12 protein-coding genes and 1 pseudogene are annotated in these 15,520 nt (G+C 49.0%); 2 read left to right on the top strand and 11 right to left on the bottom strand.

Features of this window, described 5'->3' with window-relative positions:
* The first annotated feature begins 8 nt into the window (after positions 1 to 8).
* Complete coding sequence (locus tag B9T62_RS02765; protein WP_087913860.1) at positions 9 to 890, top strand: carbohydrate ABC transporter permease; 882 nt, start codon at positions 9 to 11, stop codon at positions 888 to 890.
* 363 nt (positions 891 to 1,253) lie between these two features.
* Here B9T62_RS02765 and B9T62_RS38630 read toward each other — a convergent pair whose 3' ends face one another.
* From B9T62_RS38630 to B9T62_RS02730, 8 genes are all read right to left on the bottom strand, one after another.
* Positions 1,254 to 1,424 carry a hypothetical protein gene (locus B9T62_RS38630; RefSeq protein ID WP_157685422.1) on the bottom strand — a complete coding sequence of 57 codons (171 nt, stop codon included), beginning with the start codon at positions 1,422 to 1,424 and terminating at the stop codon, positions 1,254 to 1,256.
* 23 nt (positions 1,425 to 1,447) lie between these two features.
* Positions 1,448 to 4,240 (bottom strand): glycoside hydrolase family 2 TIM barrel-domain containing protein, encoded by a 2,793-nt coding sequence (locus B9T62_RS02760; protein WP_087913859.1) that lies wholly within the window; start codon positions 4,238 to 4,240, stop codon positions 1,448 to 1,450.
* Positions 4,241 to 4,245: 5 nt separating this feature from the next.
* Complete coding sequence (locus tag B9T62_RS02755; protein ID WP_087913858.1) at positions 4,246 to 5,094, bottom strand: carbohydrate ABC transporter permease; 849 nt, start codon at positions 5,092 to 5,094, stop codon at positions 4,246 to 4,248.
* Between the two features lie 5 nt (positions 5,095 to 5,099).
* The gene (locus B9T62_RS02750; protein ID WP_245864320.1) at positions 5,100 to 6,005 is read right to left on the bottom strand and encodes a carbohydrate ABC transporter permease; all 906 of its coding nucleotides are present in this window, start codon (positions 6,003 to 6,005) and stop codon (positions 5,100 to 5,102) included.
* Between the two features lie 66 nt (positions 6,006 to 6,071).
* Entirely contained in the window at positions 6,072 to 7,415 is a 1,344-nt protein-coding gene (locus B9T62_RS02745) for an ABC transporter substrate-binding protein (protein ID WP_157685420.1), read from the bottom strand.
* A gap of 156 nt (positions 7,416 to 7,571) precedes the next feature.
* On the bottom strand, positions 7,572 to 9,131 hold the full coding sequence (locus tag B9T62_RS02740) for a response regulator (RefSeq protein ID WP_169834317.1): 1,560 nt from the start codon (positions 9,129 to 9,131) through the stop codon (positions 7,572 to 7,574).
* Positions 9,124 to 10,881 carry a cache domain-containing sensor histidine kinase gene (locus tag B9T62_RS02735; protein ID WP_087913854.1) on the bottom strand — a complete coding sequence of 586 codons (1,758 nt, stop codon included), beginning with the start codon at positions 10,879 to 10,881 and terminating at the stop codon, positions 9,124 to 9,126. The genes B9T62_RS02740 and B9T62_RS02735 overlap by 8 nt, the downstream gene beginning before the upstream one ends.
* A gap of 146 nt (positions 10,882 to 11,027) precedes the next feature.
* The gene (locus tag B9T62_RS02730) at positions 11,028 to 11,876 is read right to left on the bottom strand and encodes an AraC family transcriptional regulator (protein ID WP_087913853.1); all 849 of its coding nucleotides are present in this window, start codon (positions 11,874 to 11,876) and stop codon (positions 11,028 to 11,030) included.
* Positions 11,877 to 12,032: 156 nt separating this feature from the next.
* Here B9T62_RS02730 and B9T62_RS02725 point away from each other — a divergent pair, with 156 nt between their 5' ends.
* A complete protein-coding gene (locus B9T62_RS02725; RefSeq protein WP_087913852.1) occupies positions 12,033 to 13,163 on the top strand; it encodes a glycoside hydrolase family 88/105 protein in 1,131 nt (376 codons plus the stop codon).
* A gap of 249 nt (positions 13,164 to 13,412) precedes the next feature.
* Here the strand turns inward: B9T62_RS02725 and B9T62_RS02720 are convergent.
* The 3 genes and pseudogenes from B9T62_RS02720 to sigK all read right to left on the bottom strand — a co-directional run.
* A pseudogene (locus B9T62_RS02720) lies at positions 13,413 to 13,694 on the bottom strand (sigma-70 family RNA polymerase sigma factor); the annotation flags it as partial.
* A gap of 387 nt (positions 13,695 to 14,081) precedes the next feature.
* Positions 14,082 to 14,543, bottom strand: a complete 462-nt coding sequence (locus B9T62_RS02710) for a helix-turn-helix domain-containing protein (RefSeq protein ID WP_157685419.1) — start codon at positions 14,541 to 14,543, stop codon at positions 14,082 to 14,084.
* Positions 14,544 to 14,953: 410 nt separating this feature from the next.
* Entirely contained in the window at positions 14,954 to 15,520 is a 567-nt protein-coding gene (gene sigK / locus B9T62_RS02705) for an RNA polymerase sporulation sigma factor SigK (RefSeq protein ID WP_342746184.1), read from the bottom strand.

The raw sequence follows: 15,520 nt of genomic DNA, 5'->3' as shown, positions 1-15,520 counted from the left end.
AAACCGTTATGCATGCCGAAAACGGCCTGAGAAACAAGGTCTTTGATATTATTATTAATACGGTTCTGATTATGCTTGTTATAGTTACGCTATACCCGCTTTTATATGTATTGTTCGCTTCCTTCAGCGACTCCTCGCAGCTGGTTGCCAACAAAGGTTTTTTATACAAGCCGTTAGGCTTTAGTCTGGAAGCCTATAAGAACGTTTTTAGTAATCCTGGCATTATCAAGGGTTATGGCAATACGCTGTTCATTCTGATCGTCGGAGTCACTCTCAACATGTTTCTTACCGCAATAGCAGCCTATGTTTTATCCAGAAGAAATGTAATGTGGAACAGCTTATTTACCCTACTGATCGTGTTCACCATGTTTTTTCACGGAGGGCTGATTCCGCTGTACCTGGTCGTTAAGGGTGTAGGTCTGATCGATTCTTTGTGGGCGACCATTGTTCCGTTCGCCGTAAGCACGTTTAACCTGATTATCATGCGTACCGCATTCTCGGCCATTCCCGAGAGCCTGGAGGAATCGGCGAAGATTGACGGAGCCAACCATTTGACCATCTTGTTCAGGATCATATTGCCTTTGTCCAAGCCGGTTATCGCCGTGATGGTGCTCTATTATGCAGTCGAGAAATGGAATGCATGGTTCTATGCATCCATCTTTCTGAAGGACAGAGACCTGTTCCCGCTGCAGCTGGTGCTCCGGGAAATTCTGATTGCCAACTCAACGGACAGCATGTCTGCAGGAGCCAGCTCGGCTGATCAGTACATGATTGGAGAAACCATTAAATACGCCACGATCATAGTGGCAACTGTGCCTATCCTGTGTGTGTATCCTTTTGTCCAGAAATACTTTGAGAAAGGCGTAATGATTGGTGCGGTGAAAGGGTAACAGGTACTACATCACTATAACTTCCCTCAGCAGCTTATGTATTGCTGCTGAGGTGTCTTTACGCTCCTGCTGCACAACTATCAATCTATGCGTTACATGAAAGGATGTATCGAACTGAAATTCACTTCATCACTGCTGGAATAGATGCATCCCAAGCCGATCCGTTAACTTCTCCTGTAAACCGGCTGATAATAGCCTTTCGAATCATAGCTATAACTGAGTTCATACAAGGCATTTGGTAATGTGCCTATATGATCTCAGAAAAAGAGAAAATTGAACAGGAAAAGCTTAATATCTGAACAAAAGAGAGCTACAACCCTTACAATCAGGTTGTAGCTCTCTTAATTAGGACGTGCATGCAAACTATGATATTAGAGCTCGTTTCCAAACAAGTGCTTCCACATCCCGGACCAGCATGCGAAGCGCGTGCCGGACCGGCGGAGAAGGCTCCCCGGAAATCTGAATCCGCAGCTGTCCCTTTAACCGCAGTACATCTGCAGAACCGCTCATCTTCATGCTCCTGATCTCCTTCATGCAGATTTTCTCCTGCATCCCTGTTACCCGTACGTATCCGCATCCGGATTGGCGGCAACCTCGGACATTTCTGTGCTGACGAACAATCTTTCCGTGAATTCCTCGGTCCATTCGTCCCTGGGAGCGAAACGGTTCGAAGCGCAATAGTTCAGCAATGAACGCATAAACTGCCTGGCTTCTGGCCGATCCTGCTGACTCCAAAGGTCGATGGAACAAATCAGCAGCTGTCCGTTCCCCACCTTTGCTTCAAAAACAACACCGAGCTTATGCTGTCTCGCCACATTATCGATCACCTGAACGATGGGCCGGTAGTCCGTTGCCGTATCATCCAGCACCATGGCCCGGGAATGCCTCATCAAGTGCCACCATTGCCACTCTGCATGCGAAGCCGTCGGAAATTCCGCCAGCGCCGGATGATCGGCAGCACAATAGATGCCTAACGTTCCGGGAGGATTGTACTTCTTGAACATGGGATAACACCAGAAGTCGGGAATAAACGTTCCGGCGGGACCGTTGCCAAACGACCCATTTGCCGGAGGAATCAGCAGCACATTCCTGCCGCTCTGCAGTTCACGCCGCGTATCCGCGTCAAAAGCATCCGATACCACAACCGAGGAGGGAATCTGTACCCCGGCATCATCCGGGTATACCCACAGCGTATATTCATTGCTGTAGGACGTTCCTTCGATGCTGATTTGAAGTGTCCAGCTGTCCGCTTGTGCCATTGCGGGAATCCGGTATTCAAGCTCCCCGGCAAGCCACAGCTCGCCTTGGGGAATGGTGGCTGCCGGATAACTCCCTTCTCCGATCCTACGGCCACAGCCGTCGGTGATCGACCAGACCACTTGGACATCCGTAAGCGGACCCGGTCCATAATTCGCAATCTCTATCTGCCCCAGAATACTTTCGCCTTCGGTCCACACATACCGATGAAGCCGGGCGAGAGGAACCACTTCGCTGCAGAAACGCCGCCATTCCTCAGGAACAACAATTCCCTTGGATTCCATAAAAGCATCCAGCATGCCGACCAAGGCTCCACCCTGACCGGGGAAATCCTGCAAATCCAGCAGTTGAAAACCGGCCATCCCCGGTGTCCGCAGAGCCGCCTCAATCTCCTCGCGGTAGCATAGAGCGGCGAGCTGTCCAGAGGCGGCATGGAGCTCATCTGCCTGCTGGAGCAGCCCCGAAGCAGCCGCCTGATTGCGGAAGCCTATAAGGTGTCCCGGCTCCAGTACCCCCAGGTATTTGTCAATTTCCCTGAAGTCGGGGTAAACCTGAAATTGTCCGACTTCATGCCCGATCACGGGGATCGGAACCCCCCGGATTTCTTCGCGGTAATCCTTCCGGCCAGAAGGCGGACTGTTGTTAATAAACCCGCGTGTCGGATGCGGTGTCGCTCCGCGGACATGCTTCCCTCCGTATCCTGCCTTCTTCACATTCCAGACCCCTTCGGTCCAGAAGGTGGTCCAGTAATCCGAGTTGCCGGGCAACCCCGCCTGGAGGAAAAAATTATTGGAGCCGATGGCATATAGTTTGCCTGGGTCCCATCCGTGGGCCTTCTCTACGAGCGCCTCCATCCGTTCCATCGAACCCGACAGCTCATTCCCCCAGGCAAACATGACAAATGACGGGTGGTTGCCATACGCTTCAATAATCCGGAAGGCCTCATCCGAGAAATAGCGCCACTCCTCATCATTCTGAAACGCCGTCCCGGGGTCCCAGAACGGCAGCTCCGGCTGCAAATAAATGCCTGTCTGGTCGGCTGCTTCAAAAGCAGCCTGCGGCGGACACCAGGAATGAAAGCGATAATGGTTAATACCGTAAGCCTTCGCCGTCCGGAAAACCTGAAGCCAGGACTCCTTATCCATAGGGGCATATCCCGTTAACGGGAATACACAGCCGTCATGTTTGCCTCGCAGGAACGTCTTGTTTCCATTCACTGTAAATTGGGTTCCTGATACACCAAAAGTCCGAATTCCCAGAGGAACGGTGAGTTCATCTGCAGCTGACTGCTCCCGGTACTTCCCCTCTAGCACAGCATGTACCGTGTACAGGCTCGGGTTAAATTCATCCCATAATTGTAAAGCATCGGTTGCAGGGATCAGGAATGGAATTTCTCCCCCCGAGGAATCCGCTTCAAGCTGGAAAGGGATGCTCCCGCCATCGTACAGCTTCTGGCCGGCAGAATCCTGAACCTGAATGGACACATATCCGTCGGCAATGCCCTGGTCCGGTTTGCTTACCAGGAGGCTGCCTTTGACCGTTCCTCCCTGCTGAGGATACAGGCGAAGCTGCCCGATCCGCAGCGGGTCGGTTGCGGTAAGCTCGATGGCCCCAAGGATGCCGTTCCAGTTCGTCTGGGTATGATCCGTCGCCATATGCGAATTGCGGATGCTTCTCCAGCCCATAACTCCGGAGCTGTTATCCACGATAACAGAGAGAACATGCAGCCCCGGCTCAAGATAACCGCTCACATCATACAGCTGCGGGGTCGATAACGTGTTGCAAGACCCTACCTGTACCCCGTCGATCCACAGCTCCGTTTCCCGCGTCCGTTCCATTGTGAAGAAAAGTAATTTCCCGCGCCATTCCTCCGGAATAATGACCTGCCGTTCGAATCGGGCACGTCCCTCATACGCATGCTTTCGGGTCAAATGATCGGATGAAACCTCCGGCTCCGGTCCCAGTCCATGCTCGTCCAGCGTTCCGGGTAAGGTAAGGGTCTTGGACACTGTCTTTCCCGGCTCGCTCCAGTTGTCCAACCCGACGCTCCATATGCCGTCCAGAGACATCGTTTGTCTGCTGCCGTTCTCCATTCGTCTCATCCTTTCAATCCCGTTGTGCTGATACCTTCTACAATATAGCGCTGGAATACAAAGAAGATGAGAATAGGCGGAATGAGCGACAGCGTAGCCATTGCAAACATGGCGGACCAATCTGTACCTGAGCTCGGATCTGCAAACAGACGGAGGGCGACGCTGATGGTGTACAGCTGCGGTTTCCCTAAATAAATCAGCGCCCCGAAGAAATTGTCCCAGGACCAATAAAATTCAAAAATGGCCGCTGTCACTAACGCCGGTGTAATGAGCGGCATAATGACACGCGCGAAAATTCCGAACCGGCTGCAGCCGTCAATCTTGGCAGCCTCATCCAACTCGTAAGGAATGGTGCGGATGAATTGCAGCAGCAAAAAGATAAAAAAGGCAGAACCGAAAAAAGCCGGAACGATCAAGGGCAGGAACGTATTGACCCAGCCCAGCTTGTGAAAAATAATATATTGCGGAATCTGTACAATCTGTCCCGGCAGCAGCAAAGTGAGCATAACTGTTCCGAACCAGAAGCCTTTCAGCCTGAACGGGATTCTCGCGAAACCGTAAGCGATTAACGAGCAGGAGACCACGGTTCCAGTCACCACGGAACACACAATAATGATCGTGTTCTTGAAGAATGTCCCGAAGGTGATTCCGGCAAACCCTCTCCATCCGGTTGTATAATTGCTAAAGTCCCAGCTTCTCGGGATAAGCGAGTGCGCGCTGACAAATACTTGAGAGCTTTCTTTAAACGAGCTGGCCACCATCCACACCAGCGGGTACAGCGATACGATTCCAATTAACACACACAACAACTGGATCATCAGCTTGCCCATTGAGAATTTTGAATTTCGTGTCATAACGACTATCCTTTCGACTCGTAATGTACCCATGATGACGATGATTTAAAGACAAGTGCGGTCAAGACCGCAACAATCAACAGCAAGAAACATGACAGTGCTGCGGCGTACCCCATATCCAGGAATTCGAAGCCTTGCCGGTATACATAGAGCTGATAGAACAAGGTCCGATCCAGCGGTCCGCCTGCCGTAATGATGAGTCCCTGCGTAAATGTCATAAATCCGCCAATGATTTGCATCACGAGATTGAATAAGATGACCGGCGTCAGCAACGGGAGCGTAATTTTCACAAATCGGTGAAACGCATTCGCGCCGTCCACAACCGCGGCTTCGTAATAAGATTCGGGAATGTTTTTTAATCCGGCCAGAAAAATAATCATGGGAGACCCAAACTGCCAAACGGCCATCAGGATGAGCGTCCATAGGGCAGTATCGGGATTGGCAATCCACGACACATTCGGCGGAGTCCCTGTCACTGCTCCAATGATTCCGTTGACGGCCCCGTTTAAACCAAACAATTGTCCCCACATGACAGCAACCGCTACACTGCCCCCAATAATTGAAGGTACGTAGAAAGCCGTTCTGTATACACCCACAAACTTAATCTTCATATTCAGCAGCATGGCAATAAAAAGAGCGAAGATAAGTCGAAGCGGAATTGCTGTCAAAACATAGAAAAAAGTAACCTTCAAACTGGTAAAGAACTTCTCGTCTGTTGTGAACATGCGGATAAAATTATCCAGTCCGATCCACTTGGGAGTGGACAAGAGATCGTAATTCGTAAAGGAAAAGTAAAACAAAGCAACAAACGGGATGGCCGTAAACGCGATAAAGCCTATAATCCAGGGTAAAATAAACAGATAACCGGCCCCGTTCTCCAAACCGCCCGCTTTTCCGATTTTTTGTTTCATTATTGTCACCACACCCATCTGCGGCCGGTTGCTTAACCCAGGATCAAGAACCGGCCGCCATGTTAGTTACTGCTTATGTTTAGCCACGATATTCGCAGCGTCCTTCTTCAGCTTCTCATAAGCATCATGGATGGAAGTCTGATCGTACATAATTTGCTGCTCCAGATCGACCATCAGCGTATCGATTTCCGTAGCACCGGCCGGGGCAGGAGCATCGAGCGGACCGCTGTGCTCGGAGACGATATCCAAGTAATCGGCTACCTCTTTCATTTCAGGATCGAATTGGTCCATCAGAGACTCGCGCACCTTGCTGGTAATCGGCATGCCGCGGTTCGCATTCAGCAGCTTGTTCGCTTCAATATCGTTCACAAAATAACTGATGAACTTGGCGGCTGCCTCCTTGTTGGGAGAGCTTACAGAGATCGAGAAGTGCTGGCCCGGCCGCACATCCATCGCCTTCTCCGAATTCGGTCCTGGCATAAGAATCATCTTAAGCGGTCTTCCTGCCGCTTTTACGACTCCGGGATATTGACTGGTGTAACCAACCATCACGGCGGATTGACCCTTCACAAGGAAGGACTCCTCCGGATTCTTCACCGACATCGAGGCATCCATCTTCGGAATCAAGCCCTCCTTGGCCCATTCCTGCCGGTAAGTAAAGAAATCCGTGTATAACTTCTCGTCGAAGCCGATTCCTGTTCCTTCTGCGTTGACGGTCTGGTCAAACTGACGGGCATAATAAGGCAAGGTGAAAGCAATGTTGAACAGGTCATCGGCCCCGTAAGCACCGGTCACATCCTTTAGTTTTTTCAGGTCTTCATACAGCGCTTCCCAGCTTTCATACCCTTTTTCTGGAATCGTCAGACCCACTTTTTCGTAAGCGGCGGGGTCAATGATCATCACTCTGGCATTGACACCAAGGGGAATCCCGTATATTTTGCCGTCTGATCCTTTCCCGCCGGACAACGTGCTCTCTCCGATCTCGGAAACGTCGATGAGACCGCTTTCGATATACGCGTCCAAAGGTTCGACCAGCCCTTTATCAATGAACTGATTGGCATCACTGGCCCCCACATAAAACTGAAAAACGTCGGGCATGTTGTTGGAAGCGGCCAGCAGCGTAAGCTTTTGGTAATATCCGTCAAATCCCTGGTATTCAGGAGTGAACGTTACGCCCGGATTGGCTTTGGAATAGAGATCGAGCACCTCCGAGGTTAAATTGTGCCGGTCCTGATTCCCCCACCAGATCACGCGGAGATTTCCTCCAGCTTCCGGTGTGCCGGTACTGCCGGTTTCCTGCGTCGGTTTTGACGTTTCGCTTGGCTCAGCCGAGTTGTTGCCCGAACAACCAGCCACAGCAAGGATACACGCCATTGCCAGGATCATCATCATGGATAAACGTCTCTTCATTTTTAGCGCCCCTCTTATTGTTGTATTGGTGAACGCATTTGCGATTCCAGGCCTGGAATAGATACAAATATGTCTACCCTTAAGATACATCTCATCGACAAACTTCAACATGGAAAAAACAGAGGTTCTTCTTGAAATAAATCGTGTTCTTGCGTGTTACCGTTCCTGTGTCTTCCCGCTTCGCAAATACTCCGTCGGCGTCATGCCGGTGTATTTCTTAAATACTTTGGAGAAATATTGGGCATCTTCCGGATACCCCAGCATCACGGCAATATCGTAAATTCTCAGCTCATTGTCCTGCTCCATCAGCCTTTTGGCCGATTCCATACGCAGCTGCACCAGATAGCTCGAAAATTTGTTTCCAGTTTTTCGGGTGAACATTTTCCCCAGATAATCGACATTCACGTACAGCAGCTCATTTCCAATCCACTTTAACGACAAATCGGGATTGCCCAAATTTTCTTGTACAATACGAAGCACCGAGTCGATCAGATCGTTCTGCCGTTTAGCCGTCCAGCCCGAATTCAGTTGGGCCAGCTCCAATGCGGTTTCCTCCAGAAACTGAAAGGCCCCGCGAAGGGACGGCATATTGTAAAGCTTGGGGATACCCGTCACATATTCGTCAAGCCCTCCATCCGTCTGGCGGATAACGGTCAGAAACAGATCCAGGCAGAATTTCTTGGCCGCAGCCGCATCGAACAAGCCGTTCTCAAGCCACCTGCCGGCTTCCACAATCGTTTCACTTACCTCTGCAGCATGGCCTGTCCGGACTGCCGCAGCCAGTCGTTCCGTTAACATTTCCGTGTCCACCGGAAACTCCTGTTCGACATCCATCACATCCTGCGGAGTCACGATGTACCCTTCCTGGAAGAAAATTCCGAAGCTCAGACATCGTCTTACACTGTCATACATCGGCCGGATTGCTGTGAACCCACCTTCATTACTGATCGCGACAAACAGTTCAAGCTTGTAATAAGCCTTGTAAATCCGCTGAACCTGCTTGACCTTCCCTGATAGCCGCTCGAAATCGACCGCCTTTACAAGCAGCAGGACCTGATCCCGCACCACCGTCGTTAGATAAGCTCCCTCATCCTTGAACACTTCCTCGGCAATATTTTTCAGCGCAAATTTATGGATGTATTCCGATTCTTCATGGAGGGTGAATAACACCAGCTTGAACATTTGCTGCTGAATCATGAACAGATCCATGAAATAGTCACAATCCTGCTTGTTGTACATGCCGGTGAGAACAATGTCCCGCAGCAGCTGTTCTTTAACATGGGGTAATACTTTCTTGAAATCGTTCTGCAGCCGTTCCACAAAATGCTCATGATCCGCCCGTTCTTTCAGTTCGGCGATCACTTTATACAGGACTTCCAGGATCTTCGTCTCATTGGAGGGCTTCAACAAATAATGTTTGACTCCCAGGGCCATCGCTTCGCTCGTATAGTCATATTCGCCGTAACCGGACAAAACAATATACTCCGTGCGCGGTGACTCCTTCTTAAGCTGCCTGATTAAACGCAGTCCGTCCATTACGGGCATGCGGATATCTGTGATCACGATGTCGGCAGGCTCACGGCGAAAGCACTCCAACGCCTCCACTCCGTTATAGGCCACCTCGGTCAATTGAAGCCCGCTCTTTTCCCATTGGATCAGACTGGAGATTCCCTGCACTACCAGTTCTTCATCATCGACAAGCAGCACCTTATACATATCTGCTTCCTCCTCTTGGTATTGTAATCCGGACGCAGGTTCCTTCGCCGAGCACGCTTTCGATTCCGATTCCATAGCTCTCTCCGAAAGCCAGTTGAAGCCTTTCATGGATGTTCCGTAGTCCAATCCCTGTTCCTTTCGCTTCATAATCCAGCGTTCGGAGGCGCTCCAGATAAGCCTTGTCCATCCCGGGACCATCGTCCGTCACCATAAAGACAAGGTCTTCGCCATTGCTGGCAGTTTCCGAATGAAGCGTAATGCGGCATACCCCTGCCACCTGGTCTACGGCATGATACACCGCATTCTCCACAATCGGCTGTAACGCAAACTTGGGGATCTGGCTATCCATCGCTTCTTCCTGTACCTCCACCTCAAAATCGATTCGCTTCCCATACCGCACCTTTTGAATATACATATAGCCTTTGATCAGCTCGATTTCCTCGCGGACGGTCACCATGGTGCGTTTGTTGTCCATCGCGCCACGGAGAAGCTGGCTCAAGGATTCCACCATGGTCGAGATGACCTCTTCGTTACGCATGCGGGCCATCCAATTGATGGAATTCAGTGTATTGTACAGGAAATGCGGGTTGATCTGCGCCTGCAGCGCTCTGTATTCCGTATCTTTAATCACGATCTGTTTCTTATAATTCTCGTCGATCAGCTGCTGTATATTACGGATCATACTGTTAAACCTTTTGTGCAAATAGCCAATCTCGTCCATTTGAGATACAGCGCGGATATCCACCAAGGAAGCGCTGAAATCGCCTTTCTCCGCGCTGCGCATCTGTCTGGCCAATTGATCGATCGGCCGGGTGAAACTCCTGGCAAACAGATAGCTGATCGAACAGGCAACCACAACCAAGATCGCAGCAATGAGCCAAATCGTGTTGCGCAGTGATTTTTTCTCCTGAAAGACATCGTCGTATGGAATGAGGCTGATATATTTCCATCCTGTCGTTGAAGAATGCTTATACGCCAGAAAATAGGATTTGCCTTCAAATTGCTGAAGAAGCGAACCATATTTTCCAGGCAAAGCGATTTTTTCCACCTCAAAGCCTTGGAACCTTTCTGCTTTCGGACGATACAGTACACCAGAGTTTGACATGACGAACAGCTCTGTCGTCGGACTCGATGTCGGCCGAAAATGCCGCTCCACAAGCTTTTGAAAGTCGATACGAAAAATGAGCGTTCCCAGCGGCTCCAAAATCGGTTCAAAAATAGAGCGGACCTCCCTGGCCGAAATCAGCCCGGCATCGATATTCTCGGGTTCGATCCAGACGCCGGAGCCTTCCTTTTCATGTGCAGTACGGATAATCTCAGCGATTTGTTCTTCCTGATTGGTTACCTTGTTCTGCCCAACCAAGAAATCGTATCCGCTAGTGTTTAAGAATCGGATGGAGGAAATACTATCTTCCGAAAACATGTACTGCATAATTTTATTTTTGAAATCCGTCGTTCTGACCGAACGCTCGTAAGAGGAGATACCCCCTTGTATACTGATCAACTGTTCCTGAATTCTGGAGTCAAGCGCCATATTCATCGATAGCTTCTCTATATTTCCAATCTCGTTCTCAATTCCTGAGACCGACAAATTCATGGCGCGTGAAGCCTGCTCATACAGCATCTCATCATAGGTTCTAAAGGAAATCGTCGTGACCACCAGAAATCCGGCGCATACAACAGAGATGACCAGCAGCATAAAGAGCACTAGCCGGTGAAAAATTTTCATTCGTTTGAGTATACCAAGCATGGAAATTTCTCCTTTGCAGTCGTTGTTTTAAAGAAACGCTTTCATAAAGCTGCAGTTTCCTGCCTTGACGTGCGGCCACTCATAGATATCCTCATTTCTCCAGATACATCATCAAGAGGCAAGATCAAGCAAGGGAGCATCACCCATTACTCCTGCATTAGCTTTCTTTTCCTGTAATACAGCGGCGCATGGCCTGTGACCTGCTTGAATACCCGCCCAAAATGCGTGATGCTCCCAAACCCTACCTTTCTTGCGATCAGATTGGCCTTCATCGAAGACTTCTCCAGCAGCTGCTTCGCTTCCTTAACCCGTACGCTGTTCAGATATTCCACAAAAGTAAAGCCTGTGGCTTCCTTAAAAAAACGGCTTAAATAGTAGGGGCTTATGTAGAATTTCTCCGCCACCCCCGGAAGTGACAGCTCCTGCATGTAATGGCTATTGATATATTTGACAACCTCGAAGATTCGCTCATGCACCGGACTTTGTGCTTCCGGCCATTCGGCGCTGCTGTGCATCACATGCCGGCAACAAATCACGAGCATCTGCAATGTCAGGGTCTGGACGTACAGCTCGAAGCCGGGCTTCTTCTCCTGAATCTCCTCCACGATGCTGCGGGAGAACTCTTCAATAATCAGACGTTCCTGCAAGGAACATTTGACAATGAGATATTCCTGCAGCAGCAATGGCTGAAGGAAATCCGGGGAGACTCCGTCGGTCCAAGCCAAATCATCACCATGAATGTTGATGACCAGACGCTCATATCCGGGCGTGTGCGCATCGGTGGTGCGGTGCAGCACATTTGGCGCAATAATGATCATATGGCCTTCATCCACCACCATCGTCCGGTCTTTAATAAAAAAGGTCCTTTTACCAGACATCAGATTAAATATTTCATAGGTGCTATGAAAATGGTTAACCTGCATATGATGGCTCCTCGCCTTCCTGTAGGATACCAAAAAGGTTTCCTTGCCGTTATCGTAATCGATGTCTTCCACCCTGTCAGTCGCCGCCTTTCTTTCCACCCATTGATCTTCATCATAAATCCCCTCTTCAGATCCCGCAAGATTTGAGAAGATTTAAGGATTTTCTGCAAATAATGTGCATTTTTTTGTGTTAGCATAGGCTTAAATTCTTAAGGAGGTCTGATTACAATGAATGATGCGAAAAAGTCTGCGGGGAACACGACCCGAACAACCTTGTCCCCGATCGAGTGGGCGCAACTCGCTTGCGAGACCTTAATGAAGACATATGAGCCGGAGCAGCTTCCGCCGGAACGTTTTCATTATCATCAGGGCGTCTTTTTGTCCGGAATGGGGAAATGCTGGCGGGAGACTGCCAAACCTGAATATTATGATTATATTAAAAGATGGGTCGACAGCCATATCTTGAGTGACGGCAGTATTAGAAATTATAAAGACACCGAGTTAGATGATATTCAGCCGGGAGTCCTCCTGTATGATCTGCTGGAGCAGACCGGCGATGAGCGTTATACCAAAGCACTGCAAACCCTGGTTTCCTTACTGAGAACATGGAATACCAATCCGTCAGGCGGATTTTGGCACAAAGGCCATTATCCAAATCAGATGTGGCTGGACAGTCTGTATATGGCCGGTCCTATCGCGGCACAGTTCGGCCACACTTTTGGCGAGAATGATTTTTTTGACATGACGGCCTTTCAGGCCATCCTGATGGCGAAGCACACCAAGGATCCCGTTACCGGACTCCTATACCATGGCTGGGACGAATCCAAGATGGCCGAATGGGCCGATCCCGATACTGGACTGGCACCGGAATTTTGGGGGCGCGCCATCGGCTGGTATCCTGTCGCCCTGTTGGAGATGCTGGAATATTTCCCGCAAAATCACAAGGACAGAGAGACATTGATCGCTATTCTGTGTGATCTGCTTGTTGCAGTTGTCAAATACCAGGACGCGGCCACCGGTCTATGGTATCAGGTTGTCGACAAAGGCGACCGTCCGGACAACTGGCTGGAAAATTCATGTACTGCTCTGTTCGTTCAGGCCATTGCCAAGGCGGTAAGGTTCGGGTACTTGGATGCCGGGTATTTGAAAGTGGCTTGGAAGGGATATCAGGGAATCATCGATACGCTCAAATTTGATGATGACGGCAAGCTGCGGATCGGGCACATCTGCATCGGCACAGGAATCGGCGATTACGCTCACTACATTGCCCGTCCCACCAGTGAGAACGACCTTCACGGCGCCGGCGCTTTCATTCTGATGTGTGTCGAAATGAGCCTTGCACAGCCAGCTGGCCAATAGAATTAGGACCACTCCCGTAAGTCAACAAGGCAACCTTTTCCCAGGCTGCCTTGTTTCAACAAATAACATCTTGCACTGTTTGTCAGCAAATATTCCTTATCGATAATAGAAGGTTTCGAGCTTGCAAAATCGCGGGTCCCCCGGCGGCAGATATCATATTTGCCGAAAAAGGACTCCTCTCCAAAAAAGCGACTCATCCGAAGACAAGTCACTTACTACAGCTGTATTTATCAAATAATTTATATTTACCTACCGCTTCACCTTATAAAACTCATGATACAGCTTCATCAGCGCCCGCTTCTCAATCCGTGACACATAACTCCGACTGATGCCAAGCTCCTTGGCAATCTCCCGTTGCGTCCGCTCTTCTCCTCCGGTGTCCAGGCCGAAACGCCCGACCACCACCTCTTTTTCCCGGTCATCCAGAATGTCGAGGTTGCGGTAGATCTTGCTCTTCTCGATCTTCAGATCGACTTCTTTGATAACGTCGTCGGCTTCAGAGCCGAGTATATCGATCAGCGTGATTTCATTAACACATGCATTATAGACGTAATAATATGTATTGAAAAATCAGGAATTTCTGCAAACTCTAGTCCTGCATGCTGGTTGCAAGTTTGTATCATTATTACTCCTCTTCAAGGTTCGATAAAAAAAATAATCTCATCATGAGTCAAATGTATGGATTGCTTATTCTTCAGTACACTACCTGCGCGTAATATGCCGTAAAATTCTGCTTGAACTGCCTTGGGCACAATAAACTCAATAAATCCGTGCCGTTTCTGATCTATAAGATCATCCAGATACTCCAACAGGTGCATTGATCCGAAAACCAACGCTGAGACAAACACATTTGTGTCCCAAAGAATCCGGACAATCGGACCATCCTTTCGATTGTCCGGTATATTGGATCTCTTCGTATTACTCATTGAATTCCCCATCATTATCACGATATACAATTTGTGGGTGCTTTAATGATATTTCTGCATCCTCACCAAATAATTGCTTCCGCCGTTCAAGAAACTCATTGCGCGATGAGATTTTTTCTTGAAATTGCCCCTTAGGAATTCGATAACCCCGACCACCTGGAGATGGTTGATTGAAGATGACCTTCTCTTCCTGAATCCATTTATAAACCGCCTGTTTCGTAACTTTGAAACGTTCTGCAACTTCTGCTACAGAATAACAATCGTCCTGAAGCTTTATATTCCGTAATTTGGAAAGTGCACCTGCACGCCGCACGCGTAAGACCGCAACCCTAGGAACATTTACATGCTTTATCAAATCTTCCAACTCAGATGCAGTTAATGTTACTGTAGCACTTCCCTTGAATTTGGCTTCGGGTGCAATCCGTTGCAGCTTTTCCATAACCTTAGTGTCCAATGTCATTCGACCTCCTTGTTTCTTCTTAATCAGTATAACACCTTTCAACTTATTCAACCATTAGACAACTTATTCAACTAAAGGATATATCTTTTCAGTTCAACACAACACCAGATAGTCAGTTTCCAGGTGTTAAGCGCTTCGATACGTCCAGCGAAAAGACCCAAGATAAACTTATTCAGATGAAATCCTTCAAAACACCCGCTTCTGATTCCAATCATCAATAATAATCTGCAATAATCTACCTTCTATAAACCGAATCGCATGATTAATTTCCCGCTCCTGCAGGAAGTTCGAGGTGGGAAAATTCATACGATTAGCGTGATAACTTCAAAGTAAGTCACGGATGTCCTCTTGGCGTAAAACGTAATTTCAACCCTTAAGATTTCCTAAATAAACAAATGATTAGACTAGCGCTTCACCTTATAAAACTCATGATACAGCTTCATCAGCGCCCGCTTCCCGATCCGTGACACATAACTCCGGCTGATGCCATGCTCCTTGGCAATCTCCCGTTGCGTTCGCTCTTCCCCGCCGGTGTCCAGGCCGAAACGCCCGACCACCACTTCCTTCTCCCGGTCATCCAGGATATCGAGGTTGCGGTAGATTTTGCTCTTCTCGATCTTCAGATCGACTTCCTTGATAACGTCGTCAGCTTCTGAGCCTAAGATATCGATAAGTGTGATTTCGTTCCCTTCTTTATCTGTACCTATAGGATCGTGAAGAGACACGTCCTTACGGGTCTTCTTCAGAGACCGAAGGTGCATCAGGATCTCGTTTTCTATACAACGGGCGGCGAACGTGGCCAGCTTCGTCCCTTTGTTGGGGCGGTAGCTCTCAATCGCCTTGATCAGCCCTATGGTGCCGATGGAGATCAGATCCTCCATGTCTTCGCCGGTGTTATCAAATTTCTTGAGGTTATGGACACGATATGATGTCAAAAAAATAAACCAACTACGATCGATATCGATTCGAAT

Source organism: Paenibacillus donghaensis, assembly GCF_002192415.1.
GTDB classification, from domain to species: domain Bacteria; phylum Bacillota; class Bacilli; order Paenibacillales; family Paenibacillaceae; genus Paenibacillus_AQ; species Paenibacillus_AQ donghaensis.
This window is presented reverse-complemented; position numbering and strand designations above follow the sequence as displayed.

Bases quoted from the DNA above. Each gene is read 5' to 3' on its own strand.
- B9T62_RS02765 (WP_087913860.1), top strand. From the start codon at position 9: ATGCATGCCGAAAACGGCCTGAGAAACAAGGTCTTTGATATTATTATT.
- B9T62_RS38630 (WP_157685422.1), bottom strand. From the start codon at position 1,424: ATGAAGGAGATCAGGAGCATGAAGATGAGCGGTTCTGCAGATGTACTG.
- B9T62_RS02760 (WP_087913859.1), bottom strand. From the start codon at position 4,240: ATGGAGAACGGCAGCAGACAAACGATGTCTCTGGACGGCATATGGAGC.
- B9T62_RS02755 (WP_087913858.1), bottom strand. From the start codon at position 5,094: ATGACACGAAATTCAAAATTCTCAATGGGCAAGCTGATGATCCAGTTG.
- B9T62_RS02750 (WP_245864320.1), bottom strand. From the start codon at position 6,005: ATGAAACAAAAAATCGGAAAAGCGGGCGGTTTGGAGAACGGGGCCGGT.
- B9T62_RS02745 (WP_157685420.1), bottom strand. From the start codon at position 7,415: ATGAAGAGACGTTTATCCATGATGATGATCCTGGCAATGGCGTGTATC.
- B9T62_RS02740 (WP_169834317.1), bottom strand. From the start codon at position 9,131: ATGTATAAGGTGCTGCTTGTCGATGATGAAGAACTGGTAGTGCAGGGA.
- B9T62_RS02735 (WP_087913854.1), bottom strand. From the start codon at position 10,881: ATGCTTGGTATACTCAAACGAATGAAAATTTTTCACCGGCTAGTGCTC.
- B9T62_RS02725 (WP_087913852.1), top strand. From the start codon at position 12,033: ATGAATGATGCGAAAAAGTCTGCGGGGAACACGACCCGAACAACCTTG.